Annotated in this window: 24 protein-coding genes; 8 read left to right on the plus strand and 16 right to left on the minus strand. The window is 65.7% G+C overall.

Annotated elements, in window-relative coordinates; translation table 11 throughout:
* Nucleotides 1–52: 52 nt before the first annotated feature.
* From JQ507_20965 to JQ507_21035, 15 genes are all read right to left on the minus strand, one after another.
* The gene (locus JQ507_20965; GenBank protein ID QRI73444.1) at nucleotides 53–1,372 is read right to left on the minus strand and encodes an adenylate/guanylate cyclase domain-containing protein; all 1,320 of its coding nucleotides are present in this window, start codon (nucleotides 1,370–1,372) and stop codon (nucleotides 53–55) included.
* 44 nt (nucleotides 1,373–1,416) lie between these two features.
* Nucleotides 1,417–2,580 carry an ABC transporter permease gene (locus tag JQ507_20970; GenBank protein QRI67445.1) on the minus strand — a complete coding sequence of 388 codons (1,164 nt, stop codon included), beginning with the start codon at nucleotides 2,578–2,580 and terminating at the stop codon, nucleotides 1,417–1,419.
* A 4-nt stretch (nucleotides 2,581–2,584) separates the two neighbouring features.
* The gene (locus tag JQ507_20975; protein ID QRI67446.1) at nucleotides 2,585–3,532 is read right to left on the minus strand and encodes an ABC transporter ATP-binding protein; all 948 of its coding nucleotides are present in this window, start codon (nucleotides 3,530–3,532) and stop codon (nucleotides 2,585–2,587) included.
* The gene (locus JQ507_20980) at nucleotides 3,529–4,314 is read right to left on the minus strand and encodes an efflux RND transporter periplasmic adaptor subunit (GenBank protein QRI67447.1); all 786 of its coding nucleotides are present in this window, start codon (nucleotides 4,312–4,314) and stop codon (nucleotides 3,529–3,531) included. The genes JQ507_20975 and JQ507_20980 overlap by 4 nt, the downstream gene beginning before the upstream one ends.
* Nucleotides 4,311–5,036, minus strand: a complete 726-nt coding sequence (locus JQ507_20985; GenBank protein ID QRI67448.1) for a TetR/AcrR family transcriptional regulator — start codon at nucleotides 5,034–5,036, stop codon at nucleotides 4,311–4,313. Before JQ507_20985 ends, JQ507_20980 begins: the two co-directional genes overlap by 4 nt.
* Nucleotides 5,037–5,274: 238 nt before the next feature.
* Nucleotides 5,275–5,685 (minus strand): DUF2000 family protein, encoded by a 411-nt coding sequence (locus JQ507_20990; protein ID QRI67449.1) that lies wholly within the window; start codon nucleotides 5,683–5,685, stop codon nucleotides 5,275–5,277.
* A gap of 135 nt (nucleotides 5,686–5,820) precedes the next feature.
* A complete protein-coding gene (locus JQ507_20995; protein QRI67450.1) occupies nucleotides 5,821–6,228 on the minus strand; it encodes a DUF4189 domain-containing protein in 408 nt (135 codons plus the stop codon).
* A gap of 246 nt (nucleotides 6,229–6,474) precedes the next feature.
* Nucleotides 6,475–8,079 carry a molybdopterin-binding/glycosyltransferase family 2 protein gene (locus tag JQ507_21000; GenBank protein QRI67451.1) on the minus strand — a complete coding sequence of 535 codons (1,605 nt, stop codon included), beginning with the start codon at nucleotides 8,077–8,079 and terminating at the stop codon, nucleotides 6,475–6,477.
* A complete protein-coding gene (locus JQ507_21005) occupies nucleotides 8,076–8,777 on the minus strand; it encodes an XdhC family protein (protein QRI67452.1) in 702 nt (233 codons plus the stop codon). The genes JQ507_21000 and JQ507_21005 overlap by 4 nt, the downstream gene beginning before the upstream one ends.
* A 2-nt stretch (nucleotides 8,778–8,779) precedes the next feature.
* Nucleotides 8,780–9,103 carry an XdhC family protein gene (locus tag JQ507_21010; protein QRI67453.1) on the minus strand — a complete coding sequence of 108 codons (324 nt, stop codon included), beginning with the start codon at nucleotides 9,101–9,103 and terminating at the stop codon, nucleotides 8,780–8,782.
* 28 nt (nucleotides 9,104–9,131) lie between these two features.
* Nucleotides 9,132–10,334 (minus strand): VWA domain-containing protein, encoded by a 1,203-nt coding sequence (locus JQ507_21015; GenBank protein ID QRI67454.1) that lies wholly within the window; start codon nucleotides 10,332–10,334, stop codon nucleotides 9,132–9,134.
* Nucleotides 10,335–10,451: 117 nt separating this feature from the next.
* Complete coding sequence (locus JQ507_21020; GenBank protein ID QRI67455.1) at nucleotides 10,452–11,357, minus strand: MoxR family ATPase; 906 nt, start codon at nucleotides 11,355–11,357, stop codon at nucleotides 10,452–10,454.
* Between the two features lie 99 nt (nucleotides 11,358–11,456).
* Nucleotides 11,457–12,263, minus strand: coding sequence for a xanthine dehydrogenase family protein subunit M (locus tag JQ507_21025; GenBank protein ID QRI67456.1), 807 nt, complete (start codon nucleotides 12,261–12,263; stop codon nucleotides 11,457–11,459).
* 68 nt (nucleotides 12,264–12,331) lie between these two features.
* Nucleotides 12,332–12,817, minus strand: a complete 486-nt coding sequence (locus JQ507_21030; GenBank protein ID QRI67457.1) for a (2Fe-2S)-binding protein — start codon at nucleotides 12,815–12,817, stop codon at nucleotides 12,332–12,334.
* 168 nt (nucleotides 12,818–12,985) lie between these two features.
* Nucleotides 12,986–13,432 (minus strand): carbon monoxide dehydrogenase subunit G, encoded by a 447-nt coding sequence (locus JQ507_21035; GenBank protein ID QRI67458.1) that lies wholly within the window; start codon nucleotides 13,430–13,432, stop codon nucleotides 12,986–12,988.
* Between the two features lie 211 nt (nucleotides 13,433–13,643).
* Here JQ507_21035 and JQ507_21040 point away from each other — a divergent pair, with 211 nt between their 5' ends.
* The 3 genes from JQ507_21040 to JQ507_21050 all read left to right on the plus strand — a co-directional run bounded on the left by JQ507_21040 (nucleotide 13,644) and on the right by JQ507_21050 (nucleotide 16,347).
* Nucleotides 13,644–14,999: a 3-carboxy-cis,cis-muconate cycloisomerase gene (locus JQ507_21040; protein ID QRI67459.1), complete on the plus strand. Its 1,356-nt coding sequence runs from the start codon at nucleotides 13,644–13,646 to the stop codon at nucleotides 14,997–14,999.
* A gap of 56 nt (nucleotides 15,000–15,055) precedes the next feature.
* Nucleotides 15,056–15,838, plus strand: a complete 783-nt coding sequence (pcaD, locus tag JQ507_21045; protein QRI67460.1) for a 3-oxoadipate enol-lactonase — start codon at nucleotides 15,056–15,058, stop codon at nucleotides 15,836–15,838.
* A gap of 116 nt (nucleotides 15,839–15,954) precedes the next feature.
* Nucleotides 15,955–16,347 (plus strand): carboxymuconolactone decarboxylase family protein, encoded by a 393-nt coding sequence (locus JQ507_21050; GenBank protein QRI67461.1) that lies wholly within the window; start codon nucleotides 15,955–15,957, stop codon nucleotides 16,345–16,347.
* Here the strand turns inward: JQ507_21050 and JQ507_21055 are convergent.
* Entirely contained in the window at nucleotides 16,327–16,854 is a 528-nt protein-coding gene (locus JQ507_21055) for a hypothetical protein (protein QRI67462.1), read from the minus strand. The genes JQ507_21050 and JQ507_21055 overlap by 21 nt on opposite strands.
* Before the next feature lie 183 nt (nucleotides 16,855–17,037).
* Here JQ507_21055 and JQ507_21060 point away from each other — a divergent pair, with 183 nt between their 5' ends.
* The 5 genes from JQ507_21060 (at nucleotide 17,038) to JQ507_21080 (ending at nucleotide 22,143) form a co-directional block, all read left to right on the plus strand.
* Nucleotides 17,038–17,793 (plus strand): hypothetical protein, encoded by a 756-nt coding sequence (locus JQ507_21060; GenBank protein ID QRI67463.1) that lies wholly within the window; start codon nucleotides 17,038–17,040, stop codon nucleotides 17,791–17,793.
* A 520-nt stretch (nucleotides 17,794–18,313) separates the two neighbouring features.
* Nucleotides 18,314–19,231: a branched-chain amino acid ABC transporter permease gene (locus JQ507_21065; protein QRI67464.1), complete on the plus strand. Its 918-nt coding sequence runs from the start codon at nucleotides 18,314–18,316 to the stop codon at nucleotides 19,229–19,231.
* A 67-nt stretch (nucleotides 19,232–19,298) separates the two neighbouring features.
* Entirely contained in the window at nucleotides 19,299–20,567 is a 1,269-nt protein-coding gene (gene livM / locus JQ507_21070; GenBank protein QRI73445.1) for a high-affinity branched-chain amino acid ABC transporter permease LivM, read from the plus strand.
* Entirely contained in the window at nucleotides 20,564–21,397 is an 834-nt protein-coding gene (locus tag JQ507_21075) for an ABC transporter ATP-binding protein (GenBank protein ID QRI67465.1), read from the plus strand. Before livM ends, JQ507_21075 begins: the two co-directional genes overlap by 4 nt.
* Nucleotides 21,394–22,143, plus strand: coding sequence for an ABC transporter ATP-binding protein (locus tag JQ507_21080; GenBank protein ID QRI67466.1), 750 nt, complete (start codon nucleotides 21,394–21,396; stop codon nucleotides 22,141–22,143). The genes JQ507_21075 and JQ507_21080 overlap by 4 nt, the downstream gene beginning before the upstream one ends.
* The last annotated feature ends 50 nt before the right edge of the window (nucleotides 22,144–22,193 follow it).

Below are 22,193 nucleotides of genomic sequence, written 5' to 3' on the forward strand. Positions count from 1 at the left end.
GACATCGCGTCAATCACTACCAATCTACCTTTATGCGATCAGATGCGGTGCCCTACCCCAATTGCCAGACCGGCACCGGATGCTCGTAGCCCCGCACCGGGATCTCGCCGCGCGAGACCGCGTCCCTGCACTCATCGCCGAGCGCTTCGCGCACCGCGGAAGAAATCAGGAATTGCGAGCCGAGCTCCTTGTTGAGCGCCTCGAGCCGCGCGGCAAAGTTCACGGTGTCGCCGATGACGGTGTATTCCTTGCGCCGCGGCGAGCCGATATTGCCGGCGACGACCTCGCCGATATGGATGCCGATGCCGATGCGCAGCGGCCAGCTCGAGCCCGCGTTGGTGCGCTCATTGGCGGCCAGCATCTCGCGCGCGGCGGCGACCGCCTGATGCGCGGCATCGCCGGTTTCGAACGGCGCGCCGAACAGCGCGAGGAAGCCGTCGCCGAGAAACTTGTTCACGATGCCGCCATGGCGATCGAGAATCTCGACCAATACGGCAAAGGCGCCATCGAGCCGATCCACCACCTCCTGCGGCGACCGCGAGCGCGCCCCGGCCGTGAAGCTGCGAAAATCGACGAACATCACTGCCACACGGCGGATGTCGCTCGCGGTCGAGGCGCCCTCCGTCATCAGACGCTCGACCACCTGCGGCGAGACGTGCTGGCCGAACAGATTGGTGATGCGATCGCGCGCTGTGGCAGCCGCGATGCTGGCCGCGAACTGCCGCCGCATCTGCAGGCCGACAGTCCCCGCAAGCACGCCGGCAATCAGGACCACGGCGCTGCGCGCGCAGTGGTAGAAAAAATCCGGCTCGGGGTCGAGCGTTCCCTCTGGGCGATAATACATCGCCATCCAGAACAGCTCCGAGGCCGCCACGAAGCCGGTGAAGGTCGACAGCCAGAAGTCCAGCCGCAGGGTCGAGGCGATGATGAAAATGAAATAGACCATCGGCGCGACCCAGCCGAGTGCCGCAACCGGCCCCATGCTGTCGATATGCAGGGCGAGCGCGACGGTTGGCATCGACGTCTCGATCAGAGCGCCGACATAGCGCCTGATGATCGGCAGGTCGCGCCCCTGCCTCCTGTACCAGCTGATCGCGCCATGCACCCACAATTCGAACAGGATGAACGGCGTAATGACGGAGTAGAGATAGGACGGCTTGAAATTGCCGTGCCACACCCGGACCAGCGCGTCCGGAGCCGTGAAGTAGATCACGGATGTGAGCGCCGAGAATGCCAGGGCAATGCCGATCAGCACCTTGATGCGAAGCAGCTCGGTGGCCATCACCTCCTGCATCAGGGCGTGGTGGAAGTCGGCAGAGACCGTCGTGTCCTGCGTTGTCTTTTCGCCGCTCCACCAGCCAGCCATCGTCATCGCTCCGGTCACCATGCCAGAATGACTCCTTGCTTATATTAGCCTCAATCAAGCGTGCGGCGGAAGCGCGTCACGGCGACGGTCATGGCGAACAGCATCAGGGCAGCCAGCGCGATGGTGTCGTATTGCAGGTTCGGCATCGCCGCGCCTTTCAGCATGATGGCACGGACGATGCGAATGAAATGGGTCAGCGGCAGGACCTCGCCGATATATTGCGCCCACACCGGCATGCCGGCGAACGGAAACATGAAGCCGGACAGCAGGATGCTAGGCAGGAAGAACATCATCGAGAGCTGCATCGCTTGCAGCTGGTTCTGCACGATGGTCGAAAACGTATAGCCGATCGACAGATTGGTGGTGATGAACAGCGTGGTGAGCAGCCCCAGCAATGTGAGGCTGCCGAGCACCGGTACGCCGAACAGCAGCACGCCGATGCCGATGATCAGCCCGGCCTGGATGAAGCCAACCATCACGTAGGGGATGATCTTGCCGAACATCACCTCGACCGGCTTGATCGGCATCGACAGCAGGCTTTCCATGGTGCCGCGCTCGATCTCGCGTGTCACCGACAGCGCGGTGAAGATCAGCATGGTCATGGTGAGAATGGTCCCGACCAGGCCGGGCACGATGTTGAGGCGCGATTCCGCCGCCGGATTGTAGCGGGCATGGGCGCGGATCTCGAACGGCATTTCGGGCGGATCACCGATGTGCAGGTCGTGTGCCAGCGCGCCCTGCACCAACGGCCCGAGCGCGCCGAGCGCCGAGCCCGCCGCGACCGGGTCGGTGGCATCGGCCGCGACCAGGAGCGCCGGCTTGTCGCCGCGCCGCACCGCGCGCTCGAAGCCGCGCGGGATCTCGACGCCGAACAGCACCTTGCCCGACTGCAGCAGCTCGTCGAGCTGCTCGACGGTGTGCACCTCGCGCGTGAAGCGGAAATAGGCGGTGTTCTCCATCGCCTTCAGGATCGAGCGTCCGAGGTCGGTATCTTCCTGAAGCAGCACCGCGGTCGGCAGATGCCGCGGCGTGGTGTTGATGGCGTAACCGAACAACAGCAGCTGCATCACCGGAATGATGATGATCATGGCGAAGGACACGCGATCGCGGCGAAGCTGGATGAATTCCTTGACCAGCATCGCGTAGCTGCGGCGCCAGAAGCCGAACGCCGGCTCCCTCTCTTCGCCAATCCGGATCGTATCCGTTGCACTCATGACACTATCCCTGGAAGTTGTCCTTGGAGCGCCCCATCAGGTCGATGAAGACGTCCTCGAGCGACGGCTCGCTCGGCTGCCAACGCCACTTCGAACTGTGGCGGTAGGGTGCGATCGCAGCCTCGAGCGCCGCCTTGTCCCGGCCGGAGACATGCAGGCTGGTGCCGAACGGCGCCACCATGTCGACGCCGGGCTTACCGGTCAGCTCGGCCATCAGCCCGTTGAAATCCTCGCCCGTCACCGTCCAGGTCGACAGCGCGGAGGCCGCGATCACCTCGTCCACCGTGCCGTGGGCAAGCAGATGGCCGTAGGCGATGTAGGCGATCTCGTGACAGCGCTCGGCCTCGTCCATGTAATGTGTCGAGACCAGCACGGTGAGGCCTTCGGCGGCGAGCGCATGGATCTCGTTCCAGAAATCGCGCCGCGCCTTGGGATCGACGCCGGCGGTCGGCTCATCCAGCAGCAGCAATTGCGGATTGGGCAGCGTGCAGGCGCCGAGCGCCAGCCGTTGCTTCCAGCCGCCGGACAATTCGCCGGCGAGCTGCTCCTCGCGGCCCTTCAGCCCGATCCGCGCGATCATGTCGGCCGCGGCGCCGCGCGGGTCCGGCATGCCATAGAGCCGCGCGACGAACTCCAGATTCTCGCGCACCGACAGATCCTGGTAGAGGCTGAAGCGCTGCGTCATGTAGCCGACCTTGCGCTTGATCTTGTCGGCATCGCGCCGGATGTCGTAGCCGAGGCAGGTGCCCTCGCCGCTGTCGGGCGTCAAGAGGCCGCACAGGATGCGGATGGTCGTGGTCTTGCCGCTGCCGTTCGGACCGAGGAAGCCGTAGATCGAGCCGCGCTTGACCTGCATCGACAGGTCATGGACCACTTCGCGACCGCCGAACGATTTGGTCAGGCCCTTCACATCTATGGCAATACCGGGCGCACTGGTTTGGCCGCCGTTCATCTGCGGTCCGCCACGGGGGTCTTGGGATTGAGATAGACGCTGATCGGCTGGCCAACTCTCAGCACATCGGGCCGGCTCGGCCGCGCCTGGATCAAATAGACCAGCTTGTTGCGCTCATCGAGGCTGTAGATCACCGGCGGCGTGTATTCCGCCGTGGTGGCGATGAAGTAGATCTTCGCGGTGAGATCGGCGGCGCAATTATCGCAGGTCACCCGCACCTGGTCGCCGAGCGCAAGCTTCGGCAACTCGGTTTCCGGCACGAAGAAGCGCAGCTTCATGTTGCCGGGCGGCATGATCGACAGCACCGGGCGTTGCGCCTGCACCATCTCGCCCTCGCGGAAATAGATCTGCTGGATCGAGCCCGCGATCGGCGCAAAACCCTTGCGGCGGTCGAGCCGGGTCTGTGAGGTGACGACGCGCGCCTCGGCGACGCGCAGCGCCGAGACCGCGGAATCGAGGTTGGCCTGGGTGCCGGCGCCGGTGCCGCGCAGCGAGGCGGCGCGGTCGTAGCTCTGCTGCGCGTTGGCGAGCGTGGCGTTGTTCTGGTTGAGATCGGCGCGCTGCAGATCGTCGTCGACCGAATAAAGCAGCTCGCCCGGCTTGACCTCGTCGCCTTCGCGCACGTTGAGCTTGATGACGCGGCCGGATTCGTCGGGGCTGACGAAGATCATGTCGGCCTCGACCCAGCCCTGGAAGCCTGGATCGCGCGTCTCCTTGCATCCGGCGAGCGCCACCGCCAGGGCGGCGACCGTGATCAGCTTCATCATGCGCGGCGCGGTCATGTCTTCCTCCGTTCGCCGAAGATCAAGTCGAGATGAACCTTGAACATCGCGAGCCCGTCGAGCGGCGCGTGCCGGGCGAACAGGCTCTGCCAGATCACCGCGACGATCGCGGGCGCAACGACCAGCTGGGGAAACTCGCCGAGCTCGCGCTGCTTGATCTCGCCGCGCGTGATCGCGAGCTGGACCAGCGCCTTCATGCCGGTCAGGCCCTTCGACACCACCTCGCGGAAATAGAAATCGGCGATCGCCGGAAAGCGCGGCCCTTCCGAGACGATCAGACGGATGATGTCGCCGCGCCTGGTCGACACGACCTCGCGGATGAAGGTCTCGGCAAACCCCTCCACCGCGTCGCGCACCGGACCGGTGATGGTGGGCAGTGCCGTCATGCGGCTGATCAGCGGCACCAGCGCGGTGCGGATCAGCTCCTCGAACATCGTCTCCTTGTCCTTGAAGTAGAGATAGAGCGTGCCCTTGGCGACGCCGGCCCGCTTGGCGACATCGTCGAGCCGCGTCGCGGCGTAACCGCGCGCGATGAACTCATCCATCGCCGCCTCGACGATCGCAGCGCGCCGCTCCGCCGATTTCTCGGCGCGGTTCGCCGGCGGCCTCGCCTCGGGCAGCTTCGCCGAAGCCACTTTCGGGATCCTCGCCGCGGCAGCCCGGATCGTGGCCGGGCGTTTGGCGGGCTTGGTGCGGGTCGTTCTTTCGGTGCGCTTTGCCATGACCACATTATGACTGACTGGTCAGTCATTGTCAATTCGCTGAAGGATAGCGCGTTCCCTTACGAAAGGTTGCTGTTCGCCGGCTTGAGCGCGATCAAATCACCGCACGTTCTTCGTCATTCCGGGGCTCGCGAAGCGAGAGCCCGGAATCCATTGAGCCGCAGAACTCCTGGATGAATGGATTCCGGGGCTCGACGCTGCGCGTCGCCCCGGAATGACGGCGGGAAGCGGTGTCGCGCTATGTATGAAACTTCAGCCCATCGAGGATCTTGTCGGCCACCTTGCGCTCGGCGCGGATGGCGAGGCCGACCAGATTGAGCTCGGTGCGCGCCACCGCCTTCACGACCTCGCGGTTGGCGGCGTCGTGCGTGGTCTTGAACATGTCCTCGGTGTAGAGCGCAGGCTTCACGTCGCGCGCCAGCGCGCGCTCCAGGGCGCGTGACAGCTGCGCACGGTCGGCGCCGTAGATCAGGATCGGCTGGCCGATCAGGGAGAGATACCTCGTCCCCGAGCCGTCCTCATAATTCTCGCCGATACATTCGGGAAAGGAAGCGGCGATGCCACCGGCGAGAAACGACGCCACGTTGAGCTTCTGCCAGACTTCCAGGTCGGTGCGGATCACGACCGCGATCTTGGTGTCGAACTGCATAGCGGTAAACCTATCCGCAGGCCGACGGCCAACACCAGCCCTGACGGCGCATCCCTCGCCTGCCCGTCAGGCGCCGGCGTTCGTTTCCTGCAAGGCTTACGCGGCCGACCGTCGCCGCCATTCTTGTAGCCCGCGCTAGCCCTTGGCGTCGCAGGCCCAGGCGCGGATCACGCATTCCTTGCCGCCAAACTCGTAGCACTTCTTGGTCGCGGCATTGAGCGAGCTCGAGATCCTGGGCGCCACCGCATAACCATGGGCGCCGCAGGGATTCTTCATATCGATCGAGAGCGCGGCGCAGGCGCGCTTCATGGTGACGGTGGTGCAATCGCCCTTGCACTGCTTGAGCGCCGCGGCGCGCGCCGCGCCTTCGGCCGAATAGTCGTAGGCCTGGCCATAGGCGCCGCACTTGCCGACCGCGAACGCACCGGCCGCGTGCGCTTTGGGCACGAAGGTCTCCACGGAGAAACGCGCGGCACCCAGCAGCAATGTCAGGACAAGTATCGTCAGCGCGCGGCGCTGCGCGGCGGCGGTCGAAATGATCAAGCGGAAATCCCCCAAAGTCCGGCGCGGACTGTACGCGGGGGTCGTTGCCAGATGGTGAATGACGGGTTGAGGGCGCGACGAAGCTCTATCCACGCGTCGTCCCGGCCTAGTGCGCAATTGCGCACGGGGGCCGGGACCCATAACCACAGGGTTGAGTTATTGAAAGAGGCTGCGGCTACAACGTCGTGCAACAATCGCTTTCGGTGGCAATGGGTCCCGGCCTTCGCCGGGACGACGGCTGATAGTTCAGCCTCGCCTTGCCGCTTCCAGCGCCTGCGGCGTGTCGATGTCGAGGAAGGCGCTGTTGCCTTCGACCGGGACCTCCGCGACCACTTCGGCGTGCTTGGCGATCAGGTGGCGGGCGCCGATGTCGCCGTCGAGCGTCATCAGCTCCTTGAAGAAGCGGCGCGACCACAGCACCGGATTGCCGCGGCGGCCCTCGCTGACGGGGACCGCGATCAGATGGCCGCGGTCGGGCGCGAAGGTCTCGATCAAGCGATCGATCAGCGTGGCATCGATCAGCGGCATGTCGCCGAGGCAGACGATCGCGCCGTCGGCGCGGTCTGACACCGCGGAGATACCCGCCTTCACGGAGCTCGCAATACCGCCAGCGAAATCCGGATTGCGCACGAACTTGACCTTGAGTCCATCGAGCGCCTGCTCGACCAGGTCGGCCTGATGCCCGGTGACGACGATCACCTCCGAGGCCTTCGAGGCCAGCGCCTGCTCGGCGACGATGCGCGCGAGCTTCTTGCCGTCGAGCTCGGCGAGCAGCTTGTTGGGGCCGCCCATCCGGGTCGAGCGGCCGGCGGCGAGCACGATCGCCGCGACGTTGCGGTTGCCTTCGGTGTCCGGCACGGTGCGCGGCTGCGGCCGCGTCACGATCTCCATCAGAAGACCGCCGACACCCATGCCGGTGAGATCCGACCGCGTCACCTTGATGCCGGCGAGCAGCCGCATCAGCACCCAGTCGAAGCCGTTCTCGACCGGCGAGCGCGCGCAGCCCGGCGCGCCCAGCACCGGCACGCCGCCGGCGCTGCCGATCAAGAGCAGATTGCCGGGATCGACCGGCATGCCGAAATGCTCGACGGCGCCGCCGATCTCGGTGATCGCGGCCGGGATCACGTCACGGCGGTCGGCGATTGCGGATGCGCCGAACACGATGACGAGCTCGGCGCCGAGCCCGAGCAATTCCTTGATCGAGGCGGCGAGCACGGTCTCGTCATGCGGCACGCGGCGTTCGGCGATGATGGTGGCGCCGGCCGGCGCGAGACGCTCGGCGGTGACGCGCAGCGTCTTGTCGATCACCTTCGGTGCGAGGCCCGGCAGCAAGGTCGAGACCACGCCGACCTTCTTGATCACATAGGGCGCGATCCGCAGCGTGTCGCGGCCCGCCACCGCGACGGCGGCATCGCGCAAGCGCCCCTCGACACCGAACGGGATCAGCTTGACGGTTGCGATCATCTCGCCTTCGACCACCGGCTTGTAGGCCGCGAGCGTCGCGAAGGTGATCGCCTCGTCGACGCCGTTGATCCGATCGACCGCGGCGCGGTCGACCACCAGCACCCCGGGGCGCGCCGCGAACAGATTGGCGCGGCCGGTGAAGGCGCGCTCGACATTGACGCCCTCGCCCGCCACCGCCTGTGCGATGCTGGCGGCCGCGACGTCTTCCGAGACGTCGCCGTCCTCCAGACGCACCACGACGACGTCCTTGACGCCGGCCCTGGTCAGCGCCTCGACTTCATCCGGGCCGATGGTGGTGCCCTTCTTGAGCACCAGCGCGCCCTGGCGGAGCGTATGCACGGTGACGCCGCCAATCGCGTCGGCCAGACTGGCGGGACCGAACTTCATGCCGCTTCTTCTTTTTCCTTGGGAGGCAGACGCAGCTGCGCGGTGATCTCGGCCATGATCGATACCGCGATCTCCGACGGCGACACCGCGCCGATGTCGAGCCCGATCGGCGCGTGGATGCGCGCGATGTCGCTGTCCTTGGCGCCCTGCGCGCGCAAGCGCTCGGCGCGCTTGGCGTGGGTTTTGCGCGAGCCGAGCGCGCCGATATAGAAGCACTCGCGGTCGAAGGCGTGCAGCAGCGCCGGATCGTCGATCTTCGGATCGTGCGTCACCGCGACGAACGCTGTGTAGTGATCGACGTTGAGCGGCGGCAGCGCGACGTCGGGCCATTCGGCGACCAGCGGCACGTCGGGGAAACGCTCGGGGCTTGCAAACGCCGTGCGCGGATCGACCACCGTGACGTCATAGTCGAGCGACCGCGCCAGCGGCGCCAGGGCCTGGCTGATATGGACCGCGCCGATGATCACGAGCTTTGCGGTCGGCGCGTAGACGTTGAGGAACAGCTTCTTGCCCGCAACCTCGACATTGCCGCTCTTGCCTATCCGCAGCTGCTTCGACAGTTCGGCGCGCAACGGATCGCCGGCGATGTCCGCGGCTTTGACCAGGCGTTGATCGCCATTGGCGGTGTCGGTGACGATGATGACCGGACGGCGCGCAGCACGCTCGGCATTGAGCTCTTTCAATATCTCGAGTTTCACGGCTAACCGACCTTCTCGACGAAGACGCGGATGGTGCCGCCGCAGGACAAGCCGACATTCCAGGCGGTCTCGTCGGCGACGCCGAATTCGAGCATCTTGGGCTGGCCGCTCGCGATCACGTCGAGCGCCTCGGTGACGACGGCGCCCTCGACGCAGCCGCCGGAGACCGAGCCCAGAAACGTGCCGTCGTCATTGATGACGAGGCTGGAGCCGGCCGGGCGCGGCGCCGAGCCCCAGGTCTCGACCACGGTAGCGAGCGCCACGCCATGGCCCTGCTTCTGCCAGGTCTCGGCGGCCTGAAGGATGTCTTCGTCGCGGTTGAGCATGGTGGCCTCCTGCTATCGGGTCAGGCTTCTAGGCTACGGAACGGATCAAACTGCGGTGGTGCGCCGGCGGCGGGGATGACAGCGCCCCGATCAAGCCCTTGATGGACGTCAAGTTATGCACCGGGCGAAATTCGTCAACGTGGGGCAGCATCATTTTGATGCCCTGCGCCTTGGCCTCGAAGCCGGAATAGCGCAGCAGCGGGTTGAGCCAGATCAGGCGGCGGCAGGAGCGGTGCAAACGGTCCATTTCGAAGGCCAGTTTGGCATCCGCCTCCCGTTCTAGTCCATCGGATATAAGGAGGACGATGGCGCCCTGCCCTAGCACCCGGCGGGCCCAGAGCTGGTTGAAGGTGTGCAGCGAGGTCGCGATCCGGGTCCCGCCGGCCCAGTCCTCGACCGAGGACGAGCAGCTCGCCAGCGCCTCGTCGGGGTCACGCGCCCGTAACGCGCGCGTCACATTGGTCAGGCGGGTGCCGAACAGGAACACCGAGACCCGCTTGCGGGCGTCGGTGATGGCATGCAGGAAGTGCAGGAACAGCCGGGTGTACTCGCTCATCGAGCCGGAGATATCGAGCAGCGCCACGATCGGCGCCGGCTTCTCGATCCGACCGAGCTTCCTGATATCGATGATCTCACCGCCGGTGCGCAGCGAATTGCGCACGGTCCGGCGCATGTCGAGCCGCAGGCCGCGCGCGTTCGGCTGGTAACGGCGGGTGACGAGCTCGGCCTGCGGCAACCGCATCTTGGCGATCTCGCGCGTCACCTCGGCGATCTCGGCCGCGGTCATCTGCGCGAAATCCTTCTTCTGCAGCACCTCCTTGTCGGAGACCGATAGCTTCAGCTCCTGCTCCTGGGCCTGCGGCCGCTCCTCGGTTTTCGCCGGCTGCGCCATCGCCTCCTGGACCCGGCGCGAGGCCGGCGGCGGCTTCTTCCTGGCGTGGTCGGGCAGCGGCACCGAATCCAGCATGCTCTTCCACTCCTCAGCGGCTCGGAAGAACAGCATGAAGGCCTGGTGGAAGATCAGCGCGTGCTCATGGCGCTTGACGAAGATCGCCTCCAGCGTGGCGTAGAAATCGGAGCGGTTGCCGACCTCGATCAACTGCAACGCATTGAGCGCATCGATCACCGAGCCCGGCCCGACCGGCAACCCCGCCGCCCGCAGCGCGCGGGCAAAGCCGATCACATTGTCGGCCATGTGGCCGGTCGGGGGATTGAGGTGGTTGATCGGCATCGAGCTATCCACTCCCGTCATTCCGGGGATCGCGAAGCGAGAGCCCGGAATCCATTGTTCAGCGTCAAGGCGGCCCGATGGATTCCGGCTCGCGCTGTGCGCGCCCCGGAATGACGGCTAGTCGCTCGTCGCTTCCTTCAATGTCTTCTGCAACGCATCGCCCTGCATGCGCGCGATGTCGTCCTGGTATTTCAGCAGCGCGCCCAGCGTGTCGCCGACCACCTGCGGCGTCAGCGAGCGGGCGTCGAGCTCGGACAGTGCGGTGGCCCAGTCGATGGTCTCGGCAACGCCCGGCGACTTGTAGAAGTCCTGGTTGCGCAGCGCCTGCACGAAGCGGACGACCTGCTGCGACAGCTTGGCGGAGATGTTCGGCACCCGCGATTTGACGATCGCGAGCTCTCGCTCGGCTGTGGGATAATCCACCCAGTGATAGAGGCAGCGCCGCTTCAGCGCGTCGTGGATCTCGCGGGTGCGATTCGAGGTGATGATCACGATCGGCGGCGCCGGCGCCTTCACGGTGCCGAGCTCGGGAATGGTGACCTGGAAGTCGCTGAGGATTTCCAAGAGATAGGCCTCGAACGCCTCGTCGGCGCGGTCGAGCTCGTCGATCAAGAGCACCGGCGGCCCCGCGACATCCGGCTCGAGCGCCTGCAACAGCGGCCGCTTGATCAGGAAGCGCTCGGCGAAGATGTCGCTCGCGAGCTGGTCGCGATCGGTATCGCCGGAGGCTTCAGCGAGGCGGATCGCGATCATCTGCGCCGCGCTGCTCCACTCATAGACGGCGGAAGCGACGTCGAGGCCCTCATAGCATTGCAGGCGGATCAGCTTGCGCCCGAGCGCCGCCGACAGCACCTTGGCGATCTCGGTCTTGCCGACGCCGGCCTCACCTTCGAGGAACAGCGGCCGGCCCATGCGCAGCGCGAGATAGGTGACGGTCGCTAGCGACCGCTCGGCCAGATAGCCGCGCGAGGTCAAGAGCTCCTCGAGCGCATCGACGGAAGTGGGTAACGCCGATGCACTCATGGAACAGCCAGTCTTCGAACGGGGGTCAGCGAGGTCACGCGTGAAATCTAGTCCCTGGGATCCAGTTCCGATCTAGTCCCTTGGATCTAGTCCTTGGATTTAGCCCTTGGCATTGGCGGCTTCCACCGCCCGGCGCGTCAAAACGCCGATCAGGTGGGCGCGGTATTCCGCACTGCCGTGCAGGTCGCTGTTCAGCCCTTCGGCGGGAACCGCGATGCCGTCGAGCACCTTGTGCGAGAAGCGCTTCTTCAAGGCCTCCTCGAACGCGGTGGCGCGGAACACGCCGTCGGAGCCCGCACCCGTGACCGCGACGCGGACGTCGGACGGACGCTTGGCCACGAACACACCGACCAACGCGTAGCGCGAGGCCTGGTTGCGGAACTTGATGTAGGCCGCCTTCTTCGGCAGCGGGAACATCACCTTGGTGATGATCTCGTCGGCCTCCAGCGCGGTCGAGAACAAGCCCTGGAAATACTCCTCGGCTTTCAGGCGACGCTTGTTGGTGACGATGGTCGCGCCCAGCGCCAGCACCGCGGCCGGGTAGTCGGCGGTCGGATCGTTGTTGGCGAGCGAGCCGCCGATGGTGCCGCGATGGCGCACCGCGGGATCGCCGATCATGCCTGCGAGTTCGGCGAGCGCCGGGATCGCTTCGCCAACGATCGCGGAGTTCGCCACTTCGGCGTGCTTGGCGGTGGCGCCGATCACCAGCGAGCGGCCCTTCATCTCGATCGTGTCGAGACCTTCGATATGGGAGAGGTCGACCAGATGCGGCGGGCTTGCGAGCCGCTGCTTCATGACAGGCACCAGCGTGTGACCGCCGGCGATCAGCTTCGCGTCCTCGTTCTTCACCAGGAGGTTGGCGGCCTGCCGCACGGTGCCGGGGCGATGATATTTGAATTCGTACATTGGCGAAATTCCTGGGAATGTCCTGATCGCAGTCGCGACGAATTGCTGATTAAGCGGGATCCGGCTTGTCAGGCCAAATCCGACTTGGCCATCGCCTTGGCGCCGGCGGCGATCGAGGCGACGATGTTCTGGTAGCCGGTGCAGCGGCACAGATTGCCTTCCAGCTCCTCACGGATCACCTCGTCGGAGAGGTCGTGGCCCTTGCGATGGACCAGGTCGACGGCGGTCATGATCATGCCCGGCGTGCAAAAGCCGCACTGCAGGCCATGATGCTCGCGGAAGGCCTCCTGCATCGGATGCAGCGGCGCGCCATCGGCGGCCAACCCCTCGATGGTCTTGACCTCATGACCGTCGGCCATCACCGCAAGCGTCGTGCAGGACTTCACCGCCTTGCCGTCCAGGTGCACGACGCAGGCGCCGCACTGCGAGGTGTCGCAGCCGACATGGGTGCCTGTCAGCCGCAGGTTTTCGCGCAGGAACTGGACCAGAAGGGTACGGGGGTCGACATTCGCGTTAACGGGATTGCCGTTCACGATCATTGAAATCTTGGCCATCAGCACTCTCTTATCTGCCCCGCCGCATATCGGCGAAGCAGGCGGTTTAAAATCATTCCAGACGGCATAATATGGGCGCGCCCCGCGATGGGCAACCTTTGGAGCCACCCATCCAGGACATAGCGGGAAGCCTTGGCCGGACCCAGATAGTCCAGCCGGAAGGCAGGGCTAACCCTGCACCGCCTTTGCAAAATTTGCAAAGAATTCGTCGGCCAGCTTCTTGGCGGCGCCGTTGATCAGGCGCTGGCCGAGCTGGGCGAGCTTGCCGCCGATCTGCGCCTCCACGTTGTAGCTCAGAAGCGTGCCGCCGTCCTTGTCGGCAAGGCCGACGGTGGCGCCGCCCTTGGCGAAGCCGGCGACCCCGCCCTCGCCTTCGCCCGAGATCTTGTAGCCGTTCGGCGGATCAAGGTCGCTGAGCATGACCTTGCCCTTGAAGCGGGCGGAGACCGGGCCGACCTTCATCTTGGCGGTGGCGCGGAAGCCGCCCTCATCGGTCTTCTCCAGCTCTTCGCAGCCGGGAATGCAGGCCTTCAACACCTCGGGATCGTTGAGCTTGTCCCACACAGCCTGTCGCGGCGCTGCAAGCTGGACTTCGCCGGTCATTGTCATGGCCATGGGGGGACCTCCTCGATCGCAAGAAACCTTTTCCCCCAAGTAAAGCAGCCCGGGCGCAAAGGAAAGGCCACCTTGGGAGGATGAGCGATGCATATTCGCAACCGCAGCAAGCCGAGCGCATCGTTCACGAAATCGCGCGGTCCGCTTGCCGGATGTGACGGCAGCGCAGGGGCATTGGCAGCGACGCGCAGGAGTGGTTAGGTCGCGCGCCATGAGCACAGCCCTCTCCCCCCTGCTTGCGCCGATGCTGTCGAGCGCGGCGATGCGCGCGGTGTGCGACGACGCCGCCACCCTGCAGAACATGCTGGATTTCGAGGCCGCGCTGGCCCGCGCCGAGGTGGCCTGCGGCGTGATTCCCGCAGCCAGCGCTGGACCGATTGCCGCGGCCTGCAAAGCCGAATCATTCGACCTCGCGGCGTTGGCCGATGCGGCGACGCGATCGGGCAATCTGGCGATTCCCCTTGTGAAGGCCCTGACCACCAACGTCGCCAAAGCGGATGCCGAGGCGGCCCGCTACGTGCATTGGGGCGCAACCAGCCAGGACGTCGTCGACACTGCGACCATGCTGTCGTTGCGCGCCGGCATCGATGCGCTGCTCGCCGATCTCGATCGCGCGATTGCCGGATTTGCCGGGCTTGCGCGTGCCCACCGCGACACCGCAGTGGTGGCGCGCACCTGGTTGCAACACGCGCTGCCGATGCCGTTCGGCCTCAAGCTCGCCGAATATGCCGCGGCGCTGCATCGCTCGCGCCAGCGCTTGCTGCGGCTGCGCCGCGAGACGCTGGCCCTGCAATTCGGCGGGGCCGCCGGCACCCTCGCCGCGCTCGGGGACAAGGGACTAGCGGTGGCCGCAGCACTGGCGAAAGACCTCGACCTGCCCCTGCCCGATGCGCCCTGGCACACCCATCGCGACCGCATCGCGGAGGCCGCGTCCGTGTTCGCCATCCTCGCCGGCAGCTGCGGCAAGATCGCGCGGGACGTTTCGCTGATGATGCAGACCGATGTCGGCGAAGCCTTCGAGCCGGCCGGCGCCGGCCGCGGCGGCTCCTCCACCATGCCGCACAAGCGCAATCCGGTCGCCGCCGCGAGCGCGCTCGGCGCCGCGACGATGGCGCCGAATCTCGCCGCGACGATCTTCGCCGCACAGGTGCAGGACCATGAGCGCAGCGCCGGCCCGTGGCACGCGGAATGGCCGACCCTGCCGAGCCTGATGCTGGTGACTTCAGGTGCGCTTGCCGCGATCGTCGATCTCGCCGAGGGGCTCGAGGTCGATGCGGCGCGGATGCGCGTCAATCTCGATGCGACGCAAGGGCTGATCATGGCGGAAGCCGTCACCTTTGCGCTGGCCGACAAGATCGGCAAGAGCGACGCCCATCACTTGATCGAGGCCGCCAGCAAGAAGGCGGTCGCCGATAAGAAGCATCTGCGCGATGTGCTGTCGGCGGATGCCAAGGTCACCGCGCATCTCGACACCAAGCGGATCGCAGGACTGTTCGAGCCGATGGCCTATCAGGGCGCCTCACAGGTGCTGATCGACCGGTTGCTGGCTTCACTGGATGAGAAATAGCGAAGATGTCATTGCCGGGCTTGGCCCGGCAAGCGCATGACGAGAGGGACAAGACGATGCCGATGATCAACGCCGACGGATGCCTGCTCAACGTCCAGGTGGATGGCCGCGACGGCGGGCCGACCTTGATGCTGTCGAATTCGCTCGGCTGCACCTTGCAGATGTGGGAGCCGCAGATGCGGGCGCTGACGCAGATGTTCCGCGTCATCCGCTACGACCGCCGTGGTCACGGCAAATCCGGCGTCCCGGCCGGCCCCTACTCGATGGAACGGTTCGGCCGCGACGTGCTCGCGATCCTCGATGACCTCAACATCGAGAAGGTGCATTGGTGCGGCCTGTCGATGGGCGGCATGGTCGGACAATGGCTTGGCGCCAACGCTCCCGAAAGATTCGGCAAGATCATCCTCGCCAACACCGCCTGCTACTATCCCGATCCGACCAACTGGCTGAATCGCATCAAGGCGGTGAAGCAAGGCGGCATCGCCGCGGTCGCCGACACCGTGATCGCGGGCTGGCTGACCGCCGAATTCCGCGAGCGCGAGCCTGAGACCACGGCGCGCATGAAGGCGATGCTGCTGGCCTCTCCGGTCGAAGGCTATCTCGCCTGCTGCGAAGCGTTGTCGACGCTCGACCAGCGCGCGCTGCTGCCTGGGATCAAGAGCCCGACACTGGTGATCGCAGGCAAGCAGGACATGGCGACGCCGGTGTCGGCGGGTGAGATGATCCGCAGCGGCATTCCCGGCGCCAGCATGACGCTGCTGGATGCCGCGCACATCTCCAATGTCGAGCAGTCGCACGCCTTCACCGAAGCCGTGGTCGGCTTCCTGACGCAACGCTAGCCCCCGAGCAGCAATGGACGTCATTGCAAGCGAAGCGAAGCAATCCATGTCACCGCCTGCCGTAACATGGATTGCTTCGTCGCTTCGCTCCTCGCGATGACGAGGAGGAGAATTCAATGGACGACAACCAGCGCCGCGACGACGGCATGACTCAGCGCCGCAAGGTGCTCGGCAATGAATGGGTCGACAAGTCGATCAAGAACCGCAACGCGTTCAACACCGACTTCCAGGATCTGATCACGCGCTATGCGTGGGGTGAGATCTGGACGCGGCCGCATTTCGATCACCGCACGCGCCGCGTGCTCGTCATCGGCACCATGGTCGCGCTCGGCCAATGGGATGAGTTCCGCCTGCACGTGCGCGCCGCGCTCACTGAGGGCGGCTTCACGCCCGAGGACATCAAGGAGATCCTGCTGCAACAGGCTATCTATTGCGGCGTGCCCGCGGCCAATCACGCCGTCAAGGAAGCCGGTGCGATCATTGCCGAACTAGGGCTGCTGAAGGGATAGCTCGCTCGCCGGGGCTCCGGCCTCGGCGACAGGCGCCTTGGTGACGGGCTTCGCCGGCTGCTCGAACAGCATCACGATCGCGGTGCCGAGCAGCATCAGAAGCTCCGACGCGTGCATCCGCAGCGCTTCGATCTCGCCGACCCTGGAGGCCATCATCATGCTGGCGAAGCTCAGCACGCTGCCGAGGCAGAGCGCCACCGCAAGCGCCTCGTCGGCGCCGCTGCTGTTTCTACGCAGCGGCGAGAACGCGGCCATCGCCAGGAAGACCGCGAAGAACGCCACCACGGTGATCCGCGCCAGCGCCAGCAGCCATGCCAGCCGCACCGTCGCCATCTTGCCGAGGTGCAGATAGTCGCTCGCATACAGTGCGATCGACACGCTCGGCCGCTCATAGAGGCCGTGGATCGGCGACACCATGATGCTGAAGGCGATGATGGTCCAGACCGGAATGAAATAGACCGCAAGCAGCGCGCCATTGAAGGAGCTGATCCGCCAGTTACTCGACATTGCCGCTTCCCGTGCTTGCCGCGCCTTATCGACCGGCGACGGTTCAGCCTGCGAGGTAACGCCGATCGATTGCCGGCAGCAATTTAAACCCTTTGTTAAGGTTAAGCGCGGTGCGATTGTGCCGGGACCGATGCGATCGGGGCCGGCCGGGATTCTGCGCCAGCCGAGACAAAAGGGGGTAAAATGACCGAAAGAACCCGCGTTTTCGTCGCAACGCCCTGCTTCGGCGGCGACCTGAAGATGGCCTATGTGTTATCAGCGCTGAAGCTGCAGGCTGCGGCCACGGCCCGGGGCATCGACATCCAGTTCAACCTGATCGGAAACGAATCGCTGATCGTGCGCGCCCGGAACGAACTGGCCCACCAATTCCTGATGTCCGGCGCCAGCCATCTGCTGTTCATCGATGCCGATATCGGGTTCGAGCCCGAGTCCGTGTTCCGGCTGCTGGACAGGGGCGCCGACGTTTCGGCGGCGGCCTATCCGCTCAAGCACATCGATTGGGCAAAGGTGCAGCGGGCGGCCGACGCCAAGCGGCAGAACCTCGCATCATCGTCGCTGGACTATGTCGTGACGTGGGAGGGCGAGCAGATCCAGGCTCGCGACGGTTTCGCAAAGGTCCGCTACGCCGGGACCGGGTTCCTGCTGCTGAAGCGGTCGGTCCTCGTCAGGATGTGTGATGCCCATCCGGAGCTGAAATATCGAGCCAACCACAAGACCAATGACTTGAACACCGGCGACCTGGTGCGCGCCGACCTCGACCGCGTGTCGCTGTTCGAATGCATGATCGACAAGACGACCGGCGAGTATCTGTCGGAAGACTACGCGTTCTGCCGGCGCTGGCTCGACCTCGGCGGCGAGATCTGGCTCGACCTGCGCAGCGAATTGACGCATTTCGGATCATACGCCTTCCGCGGCCGCTTCGCCGATCAATTGGCATGAACCACAGCGGACACAAACAAATGAGCTGACGACAGGGACCTCGCGACGCGGCGAGACCCTTTTTGTTGCAGCTGCTCAGTTGCCCCGATGAGGGCTTCGGGCTTCTCACGCCGGGACGGTTCCTGAGGCACCCGCGCTTCTGACCTGGGCTCCGGATGCTCGTTGTTTCATCAAGCTGGGGACAACGCGCGCATCGGGACCGCAGTTGCGCTGGGAACGCGGGTTCCGGCGCGATCATTGCAAGGCAACGAGGTGTCGCCCCCTGTGACATCGGAACCGCACCCGCCAAAGTAGTTATGTACAAAGCCCTCTCTGCTGCTGCCATGCTGTTGCCGCCGCCGGGGTTCCGCTGTTAGAAAATACCGCGACGCGACGGACCAGGCTGCCGGGGGCCCTCGCCGCGTCACCCGCGACGTGGCGTTTTCGAGCGAAGTGGAGACCGGTTCGCGTGAAGACAACGCGTCCAAATCAAACCGAGAGCCCGTTCGGTTCTCAACCGAACAGGCCCTGACGGCAGCGCATGGATTATTTCGCCCAGCAACTGATCAACGGCCTCGTGCTCGGTTCGATCTATGGCCTGATCGCCATCGGCTACACGATGGTCTACGGCATCGTCGGCATGATCAACTTCGCCCATGGCGACATCTTCATGATCGGCGGCTTCATCGCGCTGATCTCGTTCCTGGTGCTGGTGTCGCTCGGCCTCACCGCGATCCCGCTCATCCTGCTCATCGTGCTCCTGGTCTCGATGGCGATCACCGCGCTCTACGGCTGGACCATCGAGCGTATCGCCTACCGGCCGCTGCGGCATTCGTTCCGCCTGGCGCCGATGCTGTCGGCGATCGGCATGTCGTTCGTGCTGACCAACTTCTCGCAGGTGTCGCAGGGCGCGCGCGTCAAGCCGGTGCCGCCGATCATCACCGGCGGCTACACGCTGCATGAAGGCTCGCAGGGCTTCGCCGTGCAGCTGTCCAACATCCAGATCATGGTCGTGCTCGCCACCATCGTGGTGCTCGCGCTGTTCACCTGGCTGGTGTCGCGCACCCGGCTCGGGCGCGACATGCGCGCCTGCGAGCAGGACCAGACCATGGCCGCGCTGCTCGGCGTCGACGTCGACCGCACCATCTCGATGACCTTCGTGATCGGGGCCGCGCTCGCCGCCGTCGCCGGCATGATGTACCTGCTGTATTACGGCCTGGTCGATTTCTTCATGGGCTTCGTCGCCGGCATCAAGGCGTTCACGGCCGCCGTGCTCGGCGGCATCGGCTCGCTGCCGGGCGCAATGCTCGGCGGGCTCGCGATCGGCCTGATCGAGACGTTCTGGTCGGCCTATTTCTCGGTGGAGTACAAGGACGTCGCCGCGTTCTCGATCCTGATCGTGGTGCTGATCTTCATGCCGACCGGCCTGCTCGGCCGTCCCGAAGTCGAAAAAGTCTGACAGGCACTTCGTGAGCGCGACCTCAGCCCGCCCCTCGCACGCCGCGCAGCCCTCGGGCAGCGCCTTCATTCTCAAGAAAGCGCTGATCAGCGCCCTCGTCGCGCTGGTGCTGTTCTCGCTGATGATCGGCGTGCGCACCGAGGCCGGACCGCAGGGCGGCCTGATCTACTGGACCCGGTTCGGCGACCTCGCCGCACTGGTCGGCACCGTGTTCGGCGGCAGCATCATCATCGAGCTGCTGCGGCAATGGTGGGGGCCGGTCGACAAGGACCGCCTCGTGCCGAAACCGGTGCAATCGGCGATGTCGTTCGCCGGCCGCTGGCTGGCGCCGGCGCTGCTGGTGTTCACCTTCCTCGTGCCCGTCATCTTCTACAACCAGCGCTACATTCTCGACCTGTCGATCCTGGTCCTGACCTATGTGATGCTGGGATGGGGGTTGAACGTCGTGGTCGGGCTCGCCGGCCTGCTCGACCTCGGCTATGTCGCCTTCTATGCGGTCGGCGCCTATTCCTACGCGCTGCTTGCGACCAATTTCGGATTGTCGTTCTGGGTCTGCCTGCCGCTCGCCGGCATCCTGGCGGCGTTCTGGGGCGTGCTGCTCGGCTTCCCGGTGCTGCGGCTGCGCGGCGACTATCTCGCGATCGTGACGCTCGCATTCGGCGAGATCATCCGCCTCGTCATCATCAACTGGCAGAGTCTGACCGGCGGCCCCAACGGCGTCTCCGGGATTCCGCGTCCGACCATGTTCGGCATTCCGCTGACGCCCGGCGATGACGGGCTCGCCGCCAAGCTCGGCATCGAGTTCTCGCCGACCCACCGCCTCGTCTTCCTGTTCTATCTGATCCTGGGGATGGCGCTGCTCACCAACTGGGTGACGATCCGGCTGCGGCGGCTGCCGATCGGCCGCGCCTGGGAAGCGCTGCGCGAGGACGAGGTCGCCTGCCGCGCGCTCGGCATCAACACCACGACCACCAAGCTGACGGCGTTCGCGACCGGTGCGATGTTCGGCGGCTTCGCCGGCGCGTTCTTCGCAACGCGCCAGGGCTTCATCAGCCCGGAATCCTTCACCTTCCAGGAATCGGCGCTGGTGCTGGCGATCGTCGTGCTCGGCGGCATGGGCTCGCAGCTCGGCGTTGCGCTCGCCGCACTGACCATGATCGGCGGCTTCGAACTGTTCCGCGGGCTCGATCAGTACCGCATGCTGGTGTTCGGCATGGCGATGGTGCTCTTGATGATCTGGCGGCCGCGCGGGCTGATCGGCCATCGCGCGCCGACCGTGTTCCTGGAGCGCAACCAGGCGATCTCCTCCGACCTCGTCAAGGAGGGCCACGGATGAGCGGCGACCCCATCCTCACCGTCGACCGCCTGATGATGCGCTTCGGCGGCATCGTCGCGGTCAACGAGCTCTCCTTCGCCGCCGAGCGGCGCAAGATAACCGCGCTGATCGGGCCGAACGGCGCCGGCAAGACCACCGTGTTCAATTGCATCACCGGTTTCTACCGGCCGAGCGGCGGCGCGATCCGCCTCGCCCATGACGACGGCCGCACCATCCAGCTCGAGCGGCTGAACGATTTCCGCATCTCCAAGCAGGCCAAGGTGGCGCGAACCTTCCAGAACATCCGGCTGTTTCCCGGCATGACCGCGCTGGAGAATCTGATGGTCGCCCAGCACAACGCGCTGATGCGCGCCTCGGGCCTGACCGTGCTCGGGCTGCTCGGCCTGCCGTCCTGGCGCGAGGCCGAGCAGCGCGCCATCGAGCTGGCGCGGACCTGGCTCAAGCGCGTCGGCCTGCTCGACCGCGCCGACGATGCCGCGGGCAACCTGCCCTACGGCGACCAGCGGCGGCTCGAGATCGCGCGCGCGATGTGCACGGAGCCGGCGCTGCTCTGTCTCGACGAACCGGCGGCTGGCCTCAACGCGCGCGAGAGCGGCGGGCTCAACGAGCTGCTGCTGTCGATCCGCAACGAACAGGGCACTTCGATCCTCCTGATCGAGCATGACATGTCGGTCGTGATGGAGATCTCCGACCACGTCGTGGTGATGGACTACGGCGTCAAGATCGCCGAAGGGCCGCCGCAGACCGTCCGCGACGACCCCAAGGTGATCGCCGCCTATCTCGGGGCCGACGAGGAAGAGGCGATCGCCGTGATGGAGAGCGGCACGTGAGCGCGCTAGCTGCTACCACACCCCTGCTCGCGGTGCGCGGCGTGCGTGCGGCGTATGGCAAGATCGAGGCGCTGAAGGGCGTCGACATCGAGATCAACCGAGGCGAGATCGTGGCCCTGATCGGCGCCAACGGCGCCGGAAAGTCGACGCTGATGATGACGATCTTCGGCCGGCCGCGCGCCCGTGCCGGCAGCATCGAATATGACGGCAATGACATCACCGGCGTGCCGACCCACGAGATCGCGCGGCTGCGCATCGCGCAATCGCCCGAGGGCCGGCGAATCTTTCCGCGCATGAGCGTCGCGGAGAACCTGCAGATGGGCGCCGACGCCACCGAAAGCAGCGAGGCCGAACGCGAGGCCGGGCTGGAGCGGGTGTTCGCGCTGTTCCCGCGCCTGAAGGAACGCATCGCACAACGCGGCGGCACGCTGTCGGGCGGCGAGCAGCAGATGCTCGCGATCGGCCGCGCCCTGATGAGCCGGCCCCGCCTGCTGATGCTTGACGAGCCCTCGCTCGGCCTCGCACCGCTGATCGCGCGCCAGATCTTCGACGCCATCCGAACGCTGAACCGGCAGGACGGCCTCACCGTCTTGATCGTCGAGCAGAACGCCAACCATGCGCTGAAGCTCGCCCATCGCGGCTATGTCATGGTCAACGGCCTGATCACGCTCACCGGAACCGGCAGCGAATTGCTGCAGCGCCCGGAAATCCGCGCCGCCTATCTGGAAGGCGGCCGCCACGGGTAGTTGCACGTTTCGTGCCGCTCCTGCAGCAGGATGCAGCTGATGCAGCGTCG

The organism is Bradyrhizobium sp. PSBB068, from assembly GCA_016839165.1.
Taxonomy (GTDB): Bacteria; Pseudomonadota; Alphaproteobacteria; order Rhizobiales; family Xanthobacteraceae; genus Bradyrhizobium.

What these genes read in the sequence shown, in the direction of transcription:
- JQ507_20965 (QRI73444.1), bottom strand. Translation starts at nt 1,372, where the DNA reads ATGACGATGGCTGGCTGGTGGAGCGGCGAAAAGACAACGCAGGACACG.
- JQ507_20970 (QRI67445.1), bottom strand. Translation starts at nt 2,580, where the DNA reads ATGAGTGCAACGGATACGATCCGGATTGGCGAAGAGAGGGAGCCGGCG.
- JQ507_20975 (QRI67446.1), bottom strand. Translation starts at nt 3,532, where the DNA reads ATGAACGGCGGCCAAACCAGTGCGCCCGGTATTGCCATAGATGTGAAG.
- JQ507_20980 (QRI67447.1), bottom strand. Translation starts at nt 4,314, where the DNA reads ATGACCGCGCCGCGCATGATGAAGCTGATCACGGTCGCCGCCCTGGCG.
- JQ507_20985 (QRI67448.1), bottom strand. Translation starts at nt 5,036, where the DNA reads ATGGCAAAGCGCACCGAAAGAACGACCCGCACCAAGCCCGCCAAACGC.
- JQ507_20990 (QRI67449.1), bottom strand. Translation starts at nt 5,685, where the DNA reads ATGCAGTTCGACACCAAGATCGCGGTCGTGATCCGCACCGACCTGGAA.
- JQ507_21000 (QRI67451.1), bottom strand. Translation starts at nt 8,079, where the DNA reads ATGAAGTTCGGTCCCGCCAGTCTGGCCGACGCGATTGGCGGCGTCACC.
- JQ507_21010 (QRI67453.1), bottom strand. Translation starts at nt 9,103, where the DNA reads ATGCTCAACCGCGACGAAGACATCCTTCAGGCCGCCGAGACCTGGCAG.
- JQ507_21015 (QRI67454.1), bottom strand. Translation starts at nt 10,334, where the DNA reads ATGCCGATCAACCACCTCAATCCCCCGACCGGCCACATGGCCGACAAT.
- JQ507_21020 (QRI67455.1), bottom strand. Translation starts at nt 11,357, where the DNA reads ATGAGTGCATCGGCGTTACCCACTTCCGTCGATGCGCTCGAGGAGCTC.
- JQ507_21025 (QRI67456.1), bottom strand. Translation starts at nt 12,263, where the DNA reads ATGTACGAATTCAAATATCATCGCCCCGGCACCGTGCGGCAGGCCGCC.
- JQ507_21030 (QRI67457.1), bottom strand. Translation starts at nt 12,817, where the DNA reads ATGGCCAAGATTTCAATGATCGTGAACGGCAATCCCGTTAACGCGAAT.
- JQ507_21035 (QRI67458.1), bottom strand. Translation starts at nt 13,432, where the DNA reads ATGGCCATGACAATGACCGGCGAAGTCCAGCTTGCAGCGCCGCGACAG.
- JQ507_21040 (QRI67459.1), top strand. Translation starts at nt 13,644, where the DNA reads ATGAGCACAGCCCTCTCCCCCCTGCTTGCGCCGATGCTGTCGAGCGCG.
- pcaD (QRI67460.1), top strand. Translation starts at nt 15,056, where the DNA reads ATGCCGATGATCAACGCCGACGGATGCCTGCTCAACGTCCAGGTGGAT.
- JQ507_21050 (QRI67461.1), top strand. Translation starts at nt 15,955, where the DNA reads ATGGACGACAACCAGCGCCGCGACGACGGCATGACTCAGCGCCGCAAG.
- JQ507_21055 (QRI67462.1), bottom strand. Translation starts at nt 16,854, where the DNA reads ATGTCGAGTAACTGGCGGATCAGCTCCTTCAATGGCGCGCTGCTTGCG.
- JQ507_21060 (QRI67463.1), top strand. Translation starts at nt 17,038, where the DNA reads ATGACCGAAAGAACCCGCGTTTTCGTCGCAACGCCCTGCTTCGGCGGC.
- JQ507_21065 (QRI67464.1), top strand. Translation starts at nt 18,314, where the DNA reads ATGGATTATTTCGCCCAGCAACTGATCAACGGCCTCGTGCTCGGTTCG.
- JQ507_21075 (QRI67465.1), top strand. Translation starts at nt 20,564, where the DNA reads ATGAGCGGCGACCCCATCCTCACCGTCGACCGCCTGATGATGCGCTTC.